The sequence below is a fragment of the Escherichia sp. 93.1518 genome, assembly GCF_013368915.2.
In the GTDB taxonomy this organism is placed as follows: Bacteria; Pseudomonadota; Gammaproteobacteria; order Enterobacterales; family Enterobacteriaceae; genus Escherichia; species Escherichia ruysiae.
In genome coordinates, this window is record NZ_JABWMT020000010.1 from 150,702 (window position 1) to 168,124 (window position 17,423).

The 17,423-nt window shown below is 49.7% G+C and carries 13 protein-coding genes; 4 read left to right on the forward strand and 9 right to left on the reverse strand.

Annotated elements, in window-relative coordinates; genetic code table 11:
* Nucleotides 1-23: 23 nt before the first annotated feature.
* The 8 genes from HEN21_RS09950 to HEN21_RS09985 form a co-directional block, all read right to left on the reverse strand.
* Entirely contained in the window at nucleotides 24-2,288 is a 2,265-nt protein-coding gene (locus HEN21_RS09950) for a ComEC family protein (RefSeq protein ID WP_176252259.1), read from the reverse strand.
* Nucleotides 2,289-2,494: 206 nt separating this feature from the next.
* Nucleotides 2,495-2,779, reverse strand: coding sequence for an integration host factor subunit beta (gene ihfB / locus HEN21_RS09955; protein ID WP_000167336.1), 285 nt, complete (start codon nucleotides 2,777-2,779; stop codon nucleotides 2,495-2,497).
* Nucleotides 2,780-2,938: 159 nt separating this feature from the next.
* Nucleotides 2,939-4,612, reverse strand: a complete 1,674-nt coding sequence (gene rpsA, locus HEN21_RS09960) for a 30S ribosomal protein S1 (RefSeq protein ID WP_000140327.1) — start codon at nucleotides 4,610-4,612, stop codon at nucleotides 2,939-2,941.
* Between the two features lie 110 nt (nucleotides 4,613-4,722).
* On the reverse strand, nucleotides 4,723-5,406 hold the full coding sequence (gene cmk, locus HEN21_RS09965) for a (d)CMP kinase (protein ID WP_000125014.1): 684 nt from the start codon (nucleotides 5,404-5,406) through the stop codon (nucleotides 4,723-4,725).
* A 172-nt stretch (nucleotides 5,407-5,578) separates the two neighbouring features.
* A complete protein-coding gene (ycaL, locus tag HEN21_RS09970) occupies nucleotides 5,579-6,343 on the reverse strand; it encodes a metallopeptidase YcaL (protein ID WP_001295345.1) in 765 nt (254 codons plus the stop codon).
* Nucleotides 6,344-6,511: 168 nt separating this feature from the next.
* On the reverse strand, nucleotides 6,512-7,795 hold the full coding sequence (aroA, locus tag HEN21_RS09975; RefSeq protein WP_176252258.1) for a 3-phosphoshikimate 1-carboxyvinyltransferase: 1,284 nt from the start codon (nucleotides 7,793-7,795) through the stop codon (nucleotides 6,512-6,514).
* Between the two features lie 70 nt (nucleotides 7,796-7,865).
* Complete coding sequence (serC, locus tag HEN21_RS09980) at nucleotides 7,866-8,954, reverse strand: 3-phosphoserine/phosphohydroxythreonine transaminase (protein WP_000057144.1); 1,089 nt, start codon at nucleotides 8,952-8,954, stop codon at nucleotides 7,866-7,868.
* A gap of 198 nt (nucleotides 8,955-9,152) precedes the next feature.
* The gene (locus HEN21_RS09985; protein WP_000642858.1) at nucleotides 9,153-9,845 is read right to left on the reverse strand and encodes a DUF421 domain-containing protein; all 693 of its coding nucleotides are present in this window, start codon (nucleotides 9,843-9,845) and stop codon (nucleotides 9,153-9,155) included.
* Between the two features lie 129 nt (nucleotides 9,846-9,974).
* On the opposite strand from HEN21_RS09985, the gene ycaO reads away from it, so the two are divergent.
* The 4 genes from ycaO (at nucleotide 9,975) to pflA (ending at nucleotide 16,267) form a co-directional block, all read left to right on the forward strand.
* Nucleotides 9,975-11,735, forward strand: coding sequence for a 30S ribosomal protein S12 methylthiotransferase accessory factor YcaO (gene ycaO, locus HEN21_RS09990; RefSeq protein ID WP_176252257.1), 1,761 nt, complete (start codon nucleotides 9,975-9,977; stop codon nucleotides 11,733-11,735).
* Nucleotides 11,736-12,140: 405 nt separating this feature from the next.
* Entirely contained in the window at nucleotides 12,141-12,998 is an 858-nt protein-coding gene (focA, locus tag HEN21_RS09995) for a formate transporter FocA (protein WP_000642546.1), read from the forward strand.
* Nucleotides 12,999-13,052: 54 nt separating this feature from the next.
* The gene (gene pflB / locus HEN21_RS10000; protein ID WP_001292807.1) at nucleotides 13,053-15,335 is read left to right on the forward strand and encodes a formate C-acetyltransferase; all 2,283 of its coding nucleotides are present in this window, start codon (nucleotides 13,053-13,055) and stop codon (nucleotides 15,333-15,335) included.
* A 191-nt stretch (nucleotides 15,336-15,526) separates the two neighbouring features.
* Nucleotides 15,527-16,267 (forward strand): pyruvate formate lyase 1-activating protein, encoded by a 741-nt coding sequence (pflA, locus tag HEN21_RS10005; protein ID WP_000111043.1) that lies wholly within the window; start codon nucleotides 15,527-15,529, stop codon nucleotides 16,265-16,267.
* A gap of 134 nt (nucleotides 16,268-16,401) precedes the next feature.
* On the opposite strand, the gene HEN21_RS10010 is transcribed toward pflA, so the two are convergent.
* On the reverse strand, nucleotides 16,402-17,423 hold a 1,022-nt coding region (locus HEN21_RS10010; protein ID WP_183082909.1), incomplete at its 5' end, for a cellulose synthase subunit BcsC-related outer membrane protein.

Below are 17,423 nucleotides of genomic sequence, written 5' to 3' on the forward strand. Positions count from 1 at the left end.
ATTTGTTGAAATAGCCGCATATTCTACCCGTTATCCACTGGCACGCCAAACCACTGATGATACCAACGAGGTAAAATTTGCTCCCTTAGGCTGCGTACCTGCCAGCCTTGCGCTGAAAAATCGACGGTTATTTGCCCCTGATGCGAGGTATCAACCCATTGATATCCCTGAATTTCATAGCGTCTTTTAACTTTGCTGGAGGGTAGTCGCCATGCGTTATAGCGCGATGCCGATGCCAGTGCCACTTTTCCATTCACACGCTGAATTAATGGCAATGATGATGAGGTATTACTGCCATGATGGGGCGCCTGAAGTAATGTTGCCTGCACGTGTTGCCAGTAACGACTTAGCATTTTTTGTTCAGCGAGTGCTTCAATATCACCGGTTAAAAGAATGCTATACGTTCCGTCATCAACCTTAACCACACAGGAATGGTTATTTCCTTTATCGTTGCTACCTTGTAAAGGCCAGTGTGCGCTAAAACGTAATCCTTGCCACTGCCACGCTTCACCGCGCACACAGGGCTGATGATGTTCCCAGTTTAAAGGGCTTCTGACCCATAACGTCGGCCAGACACGTAATATCGAGTCCAGCCCTCCCCGATGATCCAGATGTTCATGACTCAGAATGACGCCTTCCGGTTCAAGGTTATGCCAGCGTAGCCAGGGGACAATCAGTTGTTGCCCGCTGTCACCTTCTGGCCAGGCGAGGCCCGTATCATAGAGAATCGCTTTGCCGTTTCGCGCAATCACCATTGCCAGCCCTTGCCCGACATCAAGCATATACACCTGCCACTCGTCAGACCGTGTTTTTTGCCACAGTGGACAACACATCATAATGCCTCCAGCCACGCACAGCGCAGGCAACGTTCGCCATGCGTTTAGTCGCCATCCTACCAGTAATAACCAAGGAGAAAATGATAGCCATTGCCAACGTTCAGCAACGTTGACCCATCCTTCTGGCAAGCTCTTTAACAACCAGAAAAGTAAAGCCAAAGATCTGTCGGCCAGAAACCATAATCCTTGTTCCACGATTAATGGTCCGCTTAAATGCACTATCATCGCGGCGAGAATCAACGGAACCGTGATAAATGTCACTAAGGGAATAGCGAACAAATTTGCTATAAACGAGGTCAGACTAATGCCATGAAATATGACGATTTGCACGGGCATAAGCAGGAGTGTGATTCCCAGTTGCAAATGAATGAGGGAAACAACTGCACGCAATACCGGCGGCAGTTGCCACTCAGGACAGGGAAACCACTGATACCAAAAAATCAGTGCTGCCACCGCTGCAGCAGAGAGCCATAAACTTTGCGAGAGAATGGCAACAGGATCCATCAGCAAAATTGCCGCCAGACAACATATCCATACATCCCAGCCACTCCATTGTCGCCCACTTAACTTAAGCATTCCCCACGTTGCAAGCGCCACGATGGTACGCAGTGCCGGAGGTTGCATACCAGTCAACCAGGCATAAAAAGCGGCACAGAAAATTCCGCCAATTAATGGCATCTGCCAGTGGATCCAATGACCAGGGAGGAAAATTTGCCCACCGCGAATGAGCCCGGCTGCCAGCAACGCCGCAAAAGCGATGTGCAATCCCGATATCGCCATTAAATGCGCTGTACCAGTATTGCGCATAATATCTTTGATTTCTTTGGGCACAGATAACCGTTCACCCATACCTAAGCCAAGAATCACCGCTTTCCACAGATAAGGTTGCAGGGTCGTTTGCAAAGAGGCCAGATATTGCGCCCGCAGACTACACCCCGGTTCAATGATTCTTGCCTGAAGAAAACGCCCGGTTAGAGGCTGGTGCTGGGCAATAGCATAACGCTGGCTGTCAAAGCCACCATCATTAAGCTGACCGTGAACCGCACGAACTCTGAGTTTCATTGACCATTGTTGTCCGGCACAAACCACTTGTGGCAGATACTCGCCATACAGCACAATGCCTGGCGCAGGGAAAAGACGTCGACCTTGTAGATGGGTAATTTGAGCGTAATGAGTGGTTATGCCGTCAGTAGCAGTAATCTCGACAATTGCATCCTGCGTCGCGCCAGTTAAGTTTTCTCCTGCCCACAAAATTTGCTTTGCCGCCAATATGCCCCAAAGGAAAAACAGCAATGTCAGCGTGAAATAACGAACGGCTTTAACAGGAATAAATGCCAGTACGCAGGCGAAGACGGTCAGACTCGCAAGGGTTAATGTCCCAGGCAATTGTGGCAAAATCAGCAGCGGAAAAATTCCGCAAATAATGCATACGCCAACTGTCGTTATTTTCATGCACCCCTCCCTGTTTTCGGAAAGTGTGCAACTTTGTTGAACGGTTGTCTGGCGGGAGTTTTGCGTTCCCCGAGACGGGTTCAGAAGAATTTAACGGGAATGTGAAAACTACACAAAACGCTGCGAGGCAGCTTCCAGTTCCAGATTACAGAAATGAAAAAAGCACCCGACAGGTGCTTTTCTCGCGTTCAAGTTTGAGTGAAAACTTAACCGTAAATATTGGCGCGATCGCGCAGTTCTTTTCCTGGTTTAAAGTGAGGAACGTATTTTCCTTCCAGTTCTACTTTATCGCCAGTCTTCGGATTACGTCCGGTACGTGGTGCGCGGTAGTGCAAAGAGAAACTGCCGAAACCGCGGATTTCAATACGCTCGCCCTGCGCAAGAGTCGAGGCCATATGCTCCAGCATCTCTTTTACTGCATCTTCAACCGTCTTAGCGGGAATGTGCGATTGCTGGGTGGCAAGTCTTTCTATCAATTCTGACTTGGTCATGATTCCTCCGGTTCCTTAAAGGCAAATTAAGCGGCTGCTGTTGCTGCATTGATTAAGGGCGGCCGTAGCCGCCCTTAGTGCTTGATTACAGGACGAAACCTGCAATCTGTCAAGTAAACTCAACAAACTTCGGAATAAAAATCCCGAAGAGTCAGAGAATTACTCGCCTTTAGCTGCTTTGAAAGCTTCAGCCATTGCGTTGTTGGAGAAGTTTGCATCTTCCTGTTTGTTAACAGTTGCGATTGCATCTTTCTCGTCAGCTTCGTCTTTCGCACGAACAGACAGGCTGATTGCGCGGTTTTTACGATCAACGCCGGTGAATTTAGCTTCAACTTCGTCGCCAACGCTCAGAACCAGGGTAGCGTCTTCAACGCGGTCACGGGATGCTTCAGAAGCACGCAGGTAACCTTCAACGCCGTCAGCCAGTTCTACGGTTGCGCCTTTAGCGTCAACTGCAGTTACTTTACCAGTTACGATAGCGCCTTTCTTGTTCAGAGCAACCCAGTTGTTGAACGGATCTTCTGCGAGCTGTTTAACGCCCAGGGAGATACGTTCACGTTCTGCGTCAACTTGCAGAACAACTGCAGCGATTTCGTCGCCTTTTTTGTATTCACGAACTGCTTCTTCGCCTGCAACGTTCCAGGAGATGTCAGACAGGTGAACCAGGCCGTCGATGCCGCCGTCCAGGCCGATGAAGATACCGAAGTCAGTGATAGACTTGATTTTACCTTCAACACGGTCGCCCTTGTTGTGGGTTTCCGCGAACTGCTGCCACGGGTTAGCTTTGCACTGTTTCAGACCCAGGGAGATACGACGACGTTCTTCGTCGATATCCAGAACCATAACTTCCACTACATCGCCAACGTTAACAACTTTAGACGGGTGGATGTTTTTGTTGGTCCAATCCATTTCGGAAACGTGTACCAGGCCTTCAACGCCTTCTTCGATTTCAACGAAGCAGCCGTAGTCGGTCAGGTTGGTCACGCGACCAGTCAGTTTAGTACCTTCCGGATAACGTTTAGCGATAGCTACCCACGGATCTTCGCCCAGCTGTTTCAGGCCCAGGGATACACGGGTACGTTCGCGGTCGAACTTCAGCACTTTAACAGTGATTTCGTCGCCCACGTTGACGATTTCGCTCGGATGCTTAACGCGTTTCCAGGCCATGTCAGTGATGTGCAGCAGGCCGTCAACGCCGCCCAGATCAACGAATGCACCGTAGTCAGTGAGGTTCTTAACGATACCTTTAACTTCCATGCCTTCCTGCAGGTTTTCCAGCAGCTGATCGCGCTCTGCGCTGTTTTCGGATTCGATAACGGCACGACGAGAAACAACAACGTTGTTGCGCTTCTGATCCAGCTTGATTACTTTGAATTCAAGCTCTTTGCCTTCCAGGTGCAGAGTGTCACGCACCGGACGAACGTCTACCAGAGAACCTGGCAGGAACGCACGAATACCGTTCAGCTCAACAGTGAAGCCGCCCTTAACTTTGCCGTTGATAACACCGGTAACAGTTTCAGCATCTTCGTAAGCTTTTTCCAGCGTGATCCAGGCTTCGTGACGTTTAGCTTTCTCACGGGACAGCAGAGTTTCACCGAAGCCGTCTTCTACTGCGTCCAGAGCAACGTCAACTTCGTCACCTACCTGGATTTCCAGCTCGCCCTGGGCGTTTTTGAACTGCTCAGCCGGGATGGCAGACTCAGATTTCAGACCAGCGTCAACCAGTACTACGTCTTTGTCGATAGCAACAACAACGCCACGAACGATAGAACCCGGGCGGGTTTCGATTTCTTTTAAGGACTCTTCAAAGAGTTGAGCAAAAGATTCAGTCATGTTTAATCTTCAGGTTTATATTTAACGTCCACCTGGCTCCGTGCCGGATGGGGTTGTTTAACATACCCGCTGTCATTCCATTGCAACGGGGGTACTGCAAATTCGGTCGCTTATGCGAGAGCCAATTTTTGGCGCGCGTAGTGTAACGCTTTTTCAATTACTTGCTCAATGCTTAAGGTGGTGGAATCCAACACTAAAGCATCGGCTGCCGGAACCAGAGGCGCTACCGCACGATTACGATCGCGGTCATCGCGTTCTTTGATCTCGGCCAAAAGGCGTTCAAAGTTAACACTAAAGCCCTTCTCCTGCAACTGTAGCATTCGGCGATGCGCACGTTCTTCCGAAGAGGCGTCAAGGAAAATTTTCACTGGCGCATCAGGGAATACCACTGTTCCCATGTCGCGACCATCGGCAATCAGGCCTGGCAATTCACGAAACGCACGTTGGCGACGCAATAATGCTTCACGAACACGAGGAAATGCGGCGACTTGTGAAGCGGCATTCGCCACTTCCTGAGTACGAATTTCACCGCTGACATCTTCCCCTTCGAGGATCACTTCCAGATTGCCATTGGTCGACACAAAACGTACATCCAGGTGGGATGCCAGCGGCACCAGAGCGTCTTCTGACGCCACATCAACATGGTGATGTAATGCCGCCAGCGCCAGTACGCGATAAATTGCACCCGAGTCCAGCAGATGCCATTGCAACGCTTCCGCCATAGCCTTACACAAGGTGCCTTTCCCTGCACCGCTTGGGCCATCAATGGTAATAACCGGGGCAATTGCCGTCATCTTTATCTCCTTAAAACAGGCGTACCGTTAACATAACCGCGCGCATTATACGCGTCGGCGCCACAAATCGTTAACGTTGTGTGCAAAAACCAGTTTTGTCTGTATTCAGATGGGGATTTATTGCGCAATTATAGCGGGCTGGCAGAAGACCAGCCCGAAAGATGACAATGATTTACTTACCAGAGGCGATACGATCACGGATATGTTGCGCACGCTCTGTTGATGGTGGGTGAGAGTCAAACATGGACTGGGTACGACCGCCATCCAGGCTAGCCAGTTTTTCAAAGCTACCGACCAGTCCCTGGGTGCTGATGCCACGTTTCTTCAGCAGATCAAAGGAGAAATCATCTGCTTCAGACTCTTTATCGCGGGAGTATTTAGCATTGATAGCGCCTTCTGCGATATCACCTAATTGTGAACGGGAAAGCTGGGAAGCAACACCGCTGGTGGCGGAAATAGCATCACGTGCGGCAACGATCGCATAAGAGGCTTTCATTTCAGCCAGCGAGTGACCCAACGCAACGTGCCCCAGTTCATGACCCAGAACCCCTTCAATTTCGTTGTCGTTCATCATGTCCATCAGGCCACTGTAGACACGAACACAGCCGTTCGCCATCGCCCATGCGTTGACGTCGCTGGTCATATAAACCTTATAGTTGACCGGCGTGCCGTTAATATTGTTACCCAATGCTTTGGCGATTTTTGCCAGACGTTTACCGTACTTGCTGGATTTACTTGCGACTTGATTGCCGCTGTCCATTTCGGCACAGCCCTGATTGGCAATCGCTTTTGCATCGGCATCGCTTAACGTTGCTGCTTTATATGCATTTAAACCGGAGCTGATAGCCATATTGGTATCAATACCGTGGGTATTTTGACACCCTGTCAGTAATGCTGCAGAGGTCGCAATCGCCAGCAGTAATTTAGTATTCTTCATGTGAATCATCCGTTGATTAATCATATATAAATATTATGTATCAACAACTTACATTGACAGTTAACGCTACCATCAATAAAAATGGTTCACAATGTCCGAAAAAAAACGCCGACAATGCGCCGACGTTTTGATAAAGAAAGATTTGGCTATTTATTGCCCGTTCTTCATTCAGGCTGCCTGGCTAATCCGCGCCAGTTGCTCGAAATAATCCGGAAATGTTTTGGCCGTACATTTTGGGTCAAGAATCGTCACCGGCGTATCTGACAAGGCCACCAGCGAGAAACACATCGCCATGCGGTGATCGTTATAAGTGGCGATCTCGGCAAAGTTCAGTTTTTCCGGCGGCGTAATGCGAATGAAGTCATGCCCCTCTTCCACTTCAGCCCCCACTTTTCGCAGTTCAGTCGCCATCGCAAAAAGACGATCCGTCTCTTTAACGCGCCAGTTATAAATATTACGCAGCGTTGTGGTGCCTTTCGCAAACAGCGCCGCCGTCGCGATAGTCATCGCCGCATCGGGAATATGGTTCATATCCATATCGATAGCGTTCAGTTCACCACGAGTGCAGGAAATATAATCATCGCCCCAGTTAATGGCCGCCCCCATTTTTTCCAGCACATCAGCAAAGCGAATATCACCCTGCATACTGTTGCGTCCAATGCCGGTCACTTTTACAGTGCCACCTTTGATCGCTGCTGCGGCAAGGAAGTAAGACGCAGAGGAGGCATCGCCTTCTACCAAATAAGTCCCCGGTGACTGATAAGACTGCCCGCCTTTTACGACAAATTTTTGATAGTGCTGATTTTCAATTTCAACACCAAACGTCTTCATCAGGTTGAGCGTGATGTCGATATAAGGTTTAGAAACCAGTTCACCTTTAATACGAATAACCGTATCTTCCGGCGCAAGCGGCGCGGTCATTAACAGTGCGGTAAGGAACTGGCTGGAAACGGAGCCATCAACTTCTACGTTGCCCCCCACAAAACCACCCTGTAAACGCAGCGGTGGGTAGTTTTCTTGTTCCAGGTAAGTAATTTTCGCCCCGCCCTGGAGCAGCGCATCCACCAGATGACCAATCGGGCGCTCTTTCATGCGCGGCTCACCGGTCAGCACAATATCATTGCTACCCAGACAAAGAGCTGCCGCCAGCGGGCGCATCGCAGTGCCCGCATTACCAAGGAACAACTCCAGCGCATTTTCTGCGTCTAATGGACCGCCGTTACCGATGATTTCGCAGCGCGTACGATCGGCAGAAAGCGTATAGCTCACCCCCAATGCCTGCAACGCATTCAGCATATGACGAACATCATCGCTATCCAGCAGATTGGTTAATACTGTTTTGCCGTGTGCTAATGCCGCCAGCAATAAAGCGCGGTTAGAAACGCTCTTGGAACCAGGCAGATTAATAGTGCCATCGACACGGGCGATGGGGTGTAACGTCAGGGATTCCATGAACTCAACTCTCTACAACAGAAATAAAAACCCCACAGGCTGGCTGTGGGGATTAAGCAAAATTTCGGCATTAGCCGTGACGGCGTTCGAACTCAACCATGAAGTCTGTCAGAGCTTTAACACCTTCCAGCGGCATCGCGTTATAAATAGACGCGCGCATTCCGCCGACAACACGATGACCTTTCAGCGCATGAAGGCCAGCCGCAAAAGACTCTTCAAGGAACAATTTGTCGAGCGCACTGTCCGCCAACTGGAACGGCACGTTCATCCGCGAACGGTTAGCTTTCGCCACATCATTACGGTAGAAATCGCTGTTATCAATCACGCCATACAGCAGTTCTGCTTTTTGCTGATTGATATTATCCATTGCAGCCACACCACCGTTCGCTTTTAGCCATTTGAAGACCAGGCCAGATAAGTACCAGGCAAACGTAGGCGGTGTGTTAAACATGGAGTCGTTATCGTTGAGGATGGAATAATCCAGAATCGACGGGCAGGCGATATTTGCTTTACCCAGCAAGTCTTCGCGAACAATAACGATCGTCAGGCCAGCCGGGCCGATATTTTTCTGCGCACCAGCGTAAATCACGCCGTAACGGCTGACATCAATCGGACGGGAAAGAATCGTTGAAGAGAAGTCGGCAGCGACCACCACATCTTTACCGAAGTCTGGCGTTTCGTCGATGGCGATACCGTCGATGGTTTCATTCGGGCAGTAATGCATATAAGCAGCATTATCAGAGAGTTGCCATTCACGCATTGGCTTAACCGCGCGCAGGCCATCAACAGTCACTTTGGCGTCAAACACATTTGGCGTGCAGTATTTTTTCGCTTCTTTGATGGCGCTTGCCGCCCAGTAGCCTGCATCAACATAATCTGCTGTGGTTTTATCACCAAGAATATTCAGAGGTACAGCAGCAAACTGACCGCGACCGCCGCCGTGGCAGAATAATACTTTGTAGTTGGAGGGGACGTTAAGAAGATCGCGAAAATCCTTCTCGGCTTCCTCTGCAACCTGAATGAACTCTTTGCCACGATGGCTCACTTCCATCACCGACGTGCCAAGACCGTTCCAGTCGCGCAGTTCCTGTTGAGCCTGTTTAAGCACCTCTGCCGGTAACATTGCCGGACCAGAACTAAAATTGAAGATTTGAGCCATTTCCCCTCACCACGTTGCGTTGCTATTAACCCCCGGTCAATCGATTGCGACCGCAGGTAATACGTTATTCCTGTGGCTATCGGTTTTATCATTCAGTGACACGCATCGCAATGGGTAAAACCGTTGCGCGCAAAAATGCGGCACGCGTCACACAATATAAAATCTCGAATCATTGTCAAAAAACCGATGTTTTTGCTGTCAGGTCACCCGTTTTACCCGACTTGCCTTCGTCCATTCTGGATTTGCACAGCGCGGACATAATTGTTTTTCACCCGCGTTCATGTGAATGATTTCACTGCAACGGATGCAGGCATAGTCCGCCGACTCCGGCACCACTTTATAACGTTGGGTACAATCACTGGGTAAAATAAGCAACCCCGGCTTCACCTTGTCATCTTCAAAGAAATAGACGCTGATTTCACCGTTGGTTTCAAGAATAGCCAGGCGTACCTGTCCAAGTTGTTCCACACCACGCAGTCGCAGCTCCATAAAAAACTCAAATTCCGTCATGTTGGAGTTATTGAGTTTCGACCAGGCCAGTTCGCCATCTTCAATAATGACAACCGGCTTGCCTTCCAGCAGATCTTCCAGTTTCTCACTGTGCGCCATCAGCCACATCACCAGGCGGTATAACAACGCCAGGGTAATGAAGACGATAAGCACCGGGATCATCGGCACATCGTCGTAAAACGCCACATCCCCTGCAGCTGACCCCAGCGTCAGAATGATTAACACTTCAAATAGCGACATTTGCCGCACTCCACGCCTTCCAGTCATTTTTAGAAACAGAAAGACCAGAACAAAGGTATAGAGACTCCGTAGAGCGACTTCGCCAAGAAAATCCAGCGGCACTTTATCGAATGCCATACGGTGGAGATCGAACGCCTTCATTTTTATGCTCTTATCGTAATTTATCCGCTAAAAGCATAGTCAACAGTTCACCGGCGTGGCGGCGGTGATAGCGCCTTTGAGATAAAACCCGTATTATTGCGCGCTTTCCGTACGACTAAAGTGATTTTCATGACACAAACATTTATCCCCGGCAAAGATGCCGCCCTGGAAGATTCCATCGCTCGCTTCCAGCAAAAACTCTCCGACCTCGGTTTTCAGATTGAAGAAGCTTCCTGGCTGAATCCAGTGCCTAACGTCTGGTCTGTACATATTCGCGACAAAGAGTGCGCACTGTGTTTTACCAACGGTAAAGGCGCAACCAAAAAAGCGGCGCTGGCTTCTGCCCTGGGCGAATATTTCGAGCGTCTCTCAACCAACTACTTTTTTGCTGATTTCTGGCTGGGCGAAACTATCGCCAATGGTCCGTTCGTCCATTATCCCAACGAAAAATGGTTTCCACTGACTGAAAACGACGATGTGCCGGAAGGTTTGCTGGATGAACGTCTGCGTGCATTTTACGACCCGGAAAATGAACTGACCGGCAGTATGCTGATTGATCTGCAATCCGGTAATGAAGATCGCGGTATATGTGGCCTGCCGTTTACGCGCCAGTCTGACAATCAGACCGTTTATATTCCGATGAATATTATCGGTAACCTGTACGTTTCCAACGGTATGTCCGCCGGTAATACCCGCAACGAAGCGCGCGTTCAGGGATTGTCCGAAGTTTTCGAACGCTACGTGAAAAACCGCATTATTGCTGAAAGCATCAGCTTGCCGGAGATCCCGGCAGATGTGCTTGCACGTTATCCGGCTGTAGTTGAAGCGATCGAAACACTGGAAGCGGAAGGTTTCCCAATCTTTGCTTATGACGGCTCGCTTGGCGGTCAGTATCCCGTGATCTGCGTCGTACTGTTCAACCCGACCAATGGCACTTGTTTTGCCTCCTTCGGCGCGCATCCTGATTTTGGCGTTGCACTGGAACGTACCGTGACCGAGCTGCTGCAAGGTCGTGGCCTGAAGGATCTGGATGTGTTTACTCCGCCGACCTTCGATGATGAAGAAGTCGCCGAACATACTAACCTCGAAACGCACTTTATCGATTCCAGCGGTTTGATCTCCTGGGATCTTTTCAAACAAGATGCCGATTATCCGTTTGTGGACTGGAATTTCTCTGGCACCACTGAAGAAGAGTTTGCCACGCTGATGGCTATCTTCAACAAAGAGGATAAAGAAGTTTATATTGCCGATTACGAGCATCTGGGCGTTTATGCTTGCCGCATTATCGTGCCGGGTATGTCCGATATTTATCCGGCGGAAGATCTGTGGCTGGCAAATAACAGTATGGGCAGCCATTTACGTGAAACGATCCTTTCGTTACCAGGCAGTGAGTGGGAAAAAGAAGATTACCTGAACCTCATCGAGCAACTGGATGAAGAAGGTTTTGACGACTTTACCCGCGTGCGTGAGCTGTTAGGTCTGGCGACCGGACCAGATAACGGCTGGTACACTCTGCGTATCGGTGAATTAAAAGCAATGCTAGCACTGGCTGGCGGCGATATGGAACAAGCTCTGATCTGGACTGAATGGACGATGGAGTTTAACTCATCGGTGTTCAGTCCGGAACGCGCCAACTATTATCGCTGCCTGCAAACATTGTTATTGCTGGCGCAGGAAGAAGATCGCCAGCCGCTGCAATATCTGAATGCCTTCGTTCGTATGTACGGCGCAGATGCGGTAGAAGCAGCCAGTGCGGCAATGAGTGGCGAAGCGGCGTTTTATGGCTTGCAACCGGTAGATAGCGATCTGCACGCATTTGCGGCGCATCAGTCGTTGTTAAAAGCCTACGAAAAGCTGCAGCGCGCCAAAGCGGCATTCTGGGCAAAATAAAATCAAATAGCCTACGCAATGTAGGCTTAATGATTTGGCTGAGTTATATTACGGGGCGTTTTTTTAATGCCCCGCTTTACATATATTTGCATTAATAAAATAATTGTAATTACAAGGTTAAATATCGGTAATTTATATTTAATAAATACGATCGATATTGTTAGTTTATTTGCCTGTTGCTCCCTTTTAATTAACTGTTTTAGCGGAGGATGCGGAAAAAATTCAACTCATTTGTTAATTTTTAAAATTTATTTTTATTTGGATAATCAAATATTTACTCCGTATTTGCATAAAAACCATGCGAGTTACGGGCCTATAAGCCAGGCGAGATATGATCTATATCAATTTCTCATCTATAATGCTTTGTTAGTATCTCGTCGCCGACTTAATAAAGAGAGAGTTAGTGTGAAAGCTGACAACCCTTTTGATCTTTTACTTCCTGCAGCAATGGCCAAAGTGGCCGAAGAGGCAGGTGTCTATAAAGCAACGAAACATCCGCTTAAGACTTTCTATCTGGCGATTACCGCCGGTGTTTTCATCTCAATCGCATTCGTCTTCTATATCACAGCAACTACTGGCACAGGCACAATGCCCTTTGGTATGGCCAAACTGGTTGGCGGCATTTGCTTCTCTCTGGGGCTGATTCTTTGTGTTGTCTGCGGAGCCGATCTCTTTACTTCCACAGTGTTGATTGTTGTTGCCAAGGCGAGTGGGCGCATCACCTGGGGCCAGTTGGCGAAAAACTGGCTGAACGTCTATTTTGGCAACCTGGTCGGCGCGTTGTTATTTGTACTTTTAATGTGGCTTTCCGGCGAGTATATGACCGCCAATGGTCAATGGGGACTTAACGTCCTACAAACCGCCGACCACAAAGTGCACCATACTTTTATTGAGGCGGTTTGCCTCGGTATCCTGGCTAACCTGATGGTATGCCTGGCGGTATGGATGAGCTATTCTGGCCGCAGCCTGATGGACAAAGCGTTTATCATGGTGCTGCCGGTCGCGATGTTTGTTGCCAGCGGTTTTGAGCACAGTATCGCAAACATGTTTATGATCCCGATGGGTATTGTAATCCGCGACTTCGCATCTCCGGAATTCTGGACCGCTGTCGGTTCAGCACCGGAAAATTTTTCTCACCTGACCGTGATGAACTTCATCACTGATAACCTGATTCCGGTTACGATCGGTAATATTATCGGCGGTGGTTTGTTGGTTGGGTTGACATACTGGGTCATTTACCTGCGTGAAAACGATCACCATTAATGGTTGTCGAAGTACGCAGTAAATAAAAAATCCACTTAAGAAGGTAGGTGTTACATGTCCGAGCTTAATGAAAAGTTAGCCACAGCCTGGGAAGGTTTTACCAAAGGTGACTGGCAGAATGAAGTAAACGTCCGTGACTTCATTCAGAAAAACTACACTCCGTATGAGGGTGACGAGTCCTTCCTGGCTGGCGCTACTGAAGCGACCACTTCCCTGTGGGACAAAGTAATGGAAGGCGTTAAACTGGAAAACCGCACTCACGCGCCAGTTGACTTTGACACCGCTGTTGCTTCCACCATCACTTCTCACGACGCTGGCTACATCAACAAGCAGCTTGAGAAAATCGTTGGTCTGCAGACTGAAGCTCCGCTGAAACGTGCTCTTATCCCGTTCGGTGGTATCAAAATGATCGAAGGTTCCTGCAAAGCGTACAACCGCGAACTGGATCCGATGATCAAAAAAATCTTCACTGAATACCGTAAAACTCACAACCAGGGCGTGTTCGACGTTTACACTCCGGACATCCTGCGTTGCCGTAAATCTGGTGTTCTGACCGGTCTGCCAGATGCTTATGGCCGTGGTCGTATCATCGGTGACTACCGTCGCGTTGCGCTGTACGGTATCGACTACCTGATGAAAGACAAACTGGCACAGTTCACCTCTCTGCAGGCTGATCTGGAAAACGGCGTAAACCTGGAACAGACCATCCGTCTGCGCGAAGAAATCGCTGAACAGCACCGCGCTCTGGGTCAGATGAAAGAAATGGCTGCTAAATACGGCTACGACATCTCTGGTCCGGCTACCAACGCTCAGGAAGCTATCCAGTGGACTTACTTCGGCTACCTGGCTGCTGTTAAGTCTCAAAACGGTGCTGCAATGTCCTTCGGTCGTACTTCCACCTTCCTGGATGTGTACATCGAACGCGACCTGAAAGCTGGCAAGATCACCGAACAAGAAGCGCAGGAAATGGTTGACCACCTGGTCATGAAACTGCGTATGGTTCGCTTCCTGCGTACTCCGGAGTACGATGAACTGTTCTCTGGCGACCCGATCTGGGCAACCGAATCTATCGGTGGTATGGGCCTCGACGGTCGTACCCTGGTTACCAAAAACAGCTTCCGTTTCCTGAACACCCTGTACACCATGGGTCCGTCTCCGGAACCGAACATGACCATTCTGTGGTCTGAAAAACTGCCGCTGAACTTCAAGAAATTCGCCGCTAAAGTGTCCATCGACACCTCTTCTCTGCAGTATGAGAACGATGACCTGATGCGTCCGGACTTCAACAACGATGACTACGCTATCGCTTGCTGCGTAAGCCCGATGATCGTTGGTAAGCAAATGCAGTTCTTCGGTGCGCGTGCAAACCTGGCGAAAACCATGCTGTACGCAATCAACGGCGGTGTTGATGAAAAACTGAAAATGCAGGTTGGTCCGAAATCTGAACCGATCAAAGGCGATCTCCTGAACTACGATGAAGTGATGGAACGCATGGATCACTTCATGGACTGGCTGGCTAAACAGTACATCACTGCACTGAACATCATCCACTACATGCACGACAAGTACAGCTACGAAGCCTCTCTGATGGCGCTGCACGACCGTGACGTTATCCGCACCATGGCGTGTGGTATCGCTGGTCTGTCCGTTGCTGCTGACTCCCTGTCTGCAATCAAATATGCGAAAGTTAAACCGATTCGTGACGAAGACGGTCTGGCTATCGACTTCGAAATCGAAGGCGAATACCCGCAGTTTGGTAACAACGATCCGCGTGTAGATGACCTGGCTGTTGATCTGGTAGAACGTTTCATGAAGAAAATTCAGAAACTGCACACCTACCGTGACGCTATCCCGACTCAGTCTGTTCTGACCATCACTTCTAACGTTGTGTATGGTAAGAAAACCGGTAACACCCCAGACGGTCGTCGTGCTGGCGCGCCGTTCGGACCGGGTGCTAACCCGATGCACGGTCGTGACCAGAAAGGTGCTGTAGCTTCTCTGACTTCCGTTGCTAAACTGCCGTTCGCCTACGCTAAAGATGGTATCTCCTACACCTTCTCTATCGTTCCGAACGCACTGGGTAAAGACGACGAAGTTCGTAAGACCAACCTGGCAGGTCTGATGGATGGTTACTTCCACCACGAAGCGTCCATCGAAGGTGGTCAGCACCTGAACGTGAACGTGATGAACCGTGAAATGCTGCTCGATGCGATGGAAAACCCGGAAAAATATCCGCAGCTGACCATCCGTGTATCTGGCTACGCAGTACGTTTCAACTCGCTGACTAAAGAACAGCAGCAGGACGTTATTACTCGTACCTTCACTCAGTCTATGTAATTAGATTTGACTGAAATCGTACAGTAAAAAGCGTACAATAAAGGCTCCACGAAAGTGGGGCCTTTTTTAGCAAGAGAGCCTTTTTTGTCAGCTATCTATACTTTAAGGTAACTGCCAAAACAGACTCGACGTAGCCTTCGAGCTGCGCACCAACACGGCCTCAGATGGGCCACATCTGGAGAAACACCGCAATGTCAGTTATTGGTCGCATTCACTCCTTTGAATCCTGTGGAACCGTAGACGGCCCGGGTATTCGCTTTATCACCTTTTTCCAGGGCTGCCTGATGCGCTGCCTGTATTGTCATAACCGCGACACCTGGGATACGCATGGCGGTAAAGAAGTTACCGTTGAAGATTTAATGAAGGAAGTGGTGACCTATCGCCACTTTATGAACGCTTCCGGCGGCGGCGTTACCGCATCCGGTGGTGAAGCAATCCTGCAAGCCGAGTTCGTTCGCGACTGGTTCCGCGCCTGCAAAAAAGAAGGCATTCATACCTGTCTGGACACTAACGGTTTTGTTCGTCGTTACGATCCAGTAATTGATGAACTTCTGGAAGTGACCGACCTGGTAATGCTCGATCTCAAACAGATGAACGACGAAATCCACCAGAATCTGGTAGGCGTTTCCAACCATCGTACACTCGAGTTTGCTAAATATCTGGCGAACAAAAATGTGAAAGTCTGGATACGTTATGTCGTAGTACCTGGCTGGTCTGACGATGACGATTCAGCTCATCGCCTCGGTGAATTTACTCGCGATATGGGTAACGTCGAAAAAATCGAGCTCCTCCCCTACCATGAGTTAGGCAAACATAAGTGGGTGGCGATGGGCGAAGAGTACAAACTCGACGGTGTGAAACCACCGAAAAAAGAAACCATGGAGCGAGTGAAAGGGATTCTTGAGCAATATGGTCATAAAGTGATGTTCTAAAACATCATGTGCAGGCTGAATTCCGACCTGCCACCCCTTCCTTTAGTAGTAATCAGTAAATCAGCGTTGAGAACATGCTCGACGCTGATTTACTGGATATAATTTCCGAGTTTTAACCTTCTGATTCTACCTCGTTACCAGTCGGCGTAAGGTATCAGCGGCTGCGGCGGTAAATCCATGTCGCCCTGCCATCCGGCGGCGGAATACCGCACGTAGAGCAGGAAATGGCTTGGCGCATAATCTTTCGCCTGCTGGATATCGATTGCCGTGCCGACAAACCAGTTGGACGTGACGCGACGCTCAAGTAACGCCCGCGCCGTGTAGCCAAAGCCCTGACTGCTGCCGCCGTCGTTGGTCTGGCTGGCGGCATCCTCTTTCCAGTCCGTCGGGATCAGGTTCATCAGCGGATAACGCGGCATGGTTTTGGTGCGCGAATGCGACCACGAGCCAGACGCACCCAGCTCCCACGACCAGTTTTCCGTCCGCTCACGCCACATCACCGGTATGGCAAACGACAGGTATTCCTGCGGGCTGTAGTAACCGCCCTGACCGAGTGAGTAGCCACTCAGGTCTTTGTCATAATGCCAGATCATATTGTTCAGACCGATTGTGACGCGGCGATTGTTCTGGTTGATGACCTTATAGTAATAGCCCGTCATCCAGCGCACACGCCAGTTATCTTCGACATTTTTACCTGTTAACTGGTCGCCACTAAGCGATGCCCAGACACCGTTTGCTTCACCTTTATCGTAGCTCAGACTTAGCCCCACACCGTCGGCACGCACGCCGCCCCATTTTTTCCCGGTATTACCCGGGGAGTCTTTTTGCCCGCCAAAGGCCAGCAAAGAACTGGAGATAGGCCGACGGTGGGCGTTAACGGTGTAACCAAGCGGCCCGATATCATCGCTGTAACTGATGCCGCCGACCACATCCACCACGTTGAAGCCCATCGGCGTGGTACCGATATCCCAGCTCCAGACGTCATTTCGCCAGCCGACCGCCACGCTGGCACCGGAGTCCGACTGGCTGCGGTTGCCACTACAGTCCTGTAATGTACAGGTGCCCCAGTTGTCATCCCATTTGCCATCGGCATTAGTGGAGAAACTGCCGACGTTCATATTGACGAAATCACTGCGAAAGAACATCCGTCCGTCAG

What these genes read in the sequence shown, in the direction of transcription:
- HEN21_RS09950 (WP_176252259.1), bottom strand. Translation starts at nt 2,288, where the DNA reads ATGAAAATAACGACAGTTGGCGTATGCATTATTTGCGGAATTTTTCCG.
- ihfB (WP_000167336.1), bottom strand. Translation starts at nt 2,779, where the DNA reads ATGACCAAGTCAGAATTGATAGAAAGACTTGCCACCCAGCAATCGCAC.
- rpsA (WP_000140327.1), bottom strand. Translation starts at nt 4,612, where the DNA reads ATGACTGAATCTTTTGCTCAACTCTTTGAAGAGTCCTTAAAAGAAATC.
- cmk (WP_000125014.1), bottom strand. Translation starts at nt 5,406, where the DNA reads ATGACGGCAATTGCCCCGGTTATTACCATTGATGGCCCAAGCGGTGCA.
- ycaL (WP_001295345.1), bottom strand. Translation starts at nt 6,343, where the DNA reads ATGAAGAATACTAAATTACTGCTGGCGATTGCGACCTCTGCAGCATTA.
- aroA (WP_176252258.1), bottom strand. Translation starts at nt 7,795, where the DNA reads ATGGAATCCCTGACGTTACACCCCATCGCCCGTGTCGATGGCACTATT.
- serC (WP_000057144.1), bottom strand. Translation starts at nt 8,954, where the DNA reads ATGGCTCAAATCTTCAATTTTAGTTCTGGTCCGGCAATGTTACCGGCA.
- HEN21_RS09985 (WP_000642858.1), bottom strand. Translation starts at nt 9,845, where the DNA reads ATGAAGGCGTTCGATCTCCACCGTATGGCATTCGATAAAGTGCCGCTG.
- ycaO (WP_176252257.1), top strand. Translation starts at nt 9,975, where the DNA reads ATGACACAAACATTTATCCCCGGCAAAGATGCCGCCCTGGAAGATTCC.
- pflB (WP_001292807.1), top strand. Translation starts at nt 13,053, where the DNA reads ATGTCCGAGCTTAATGAAAAGTTAGCCACAGCCTGGGAAGGTTTTACC.
- pflA (WP_000111043.1), top strand. Translation starts at nt 15,527, where the DNA reads ATGTCAGTTATTGGTCGCATTCACTCCTTTGAATCCTGTGGAACCGTA.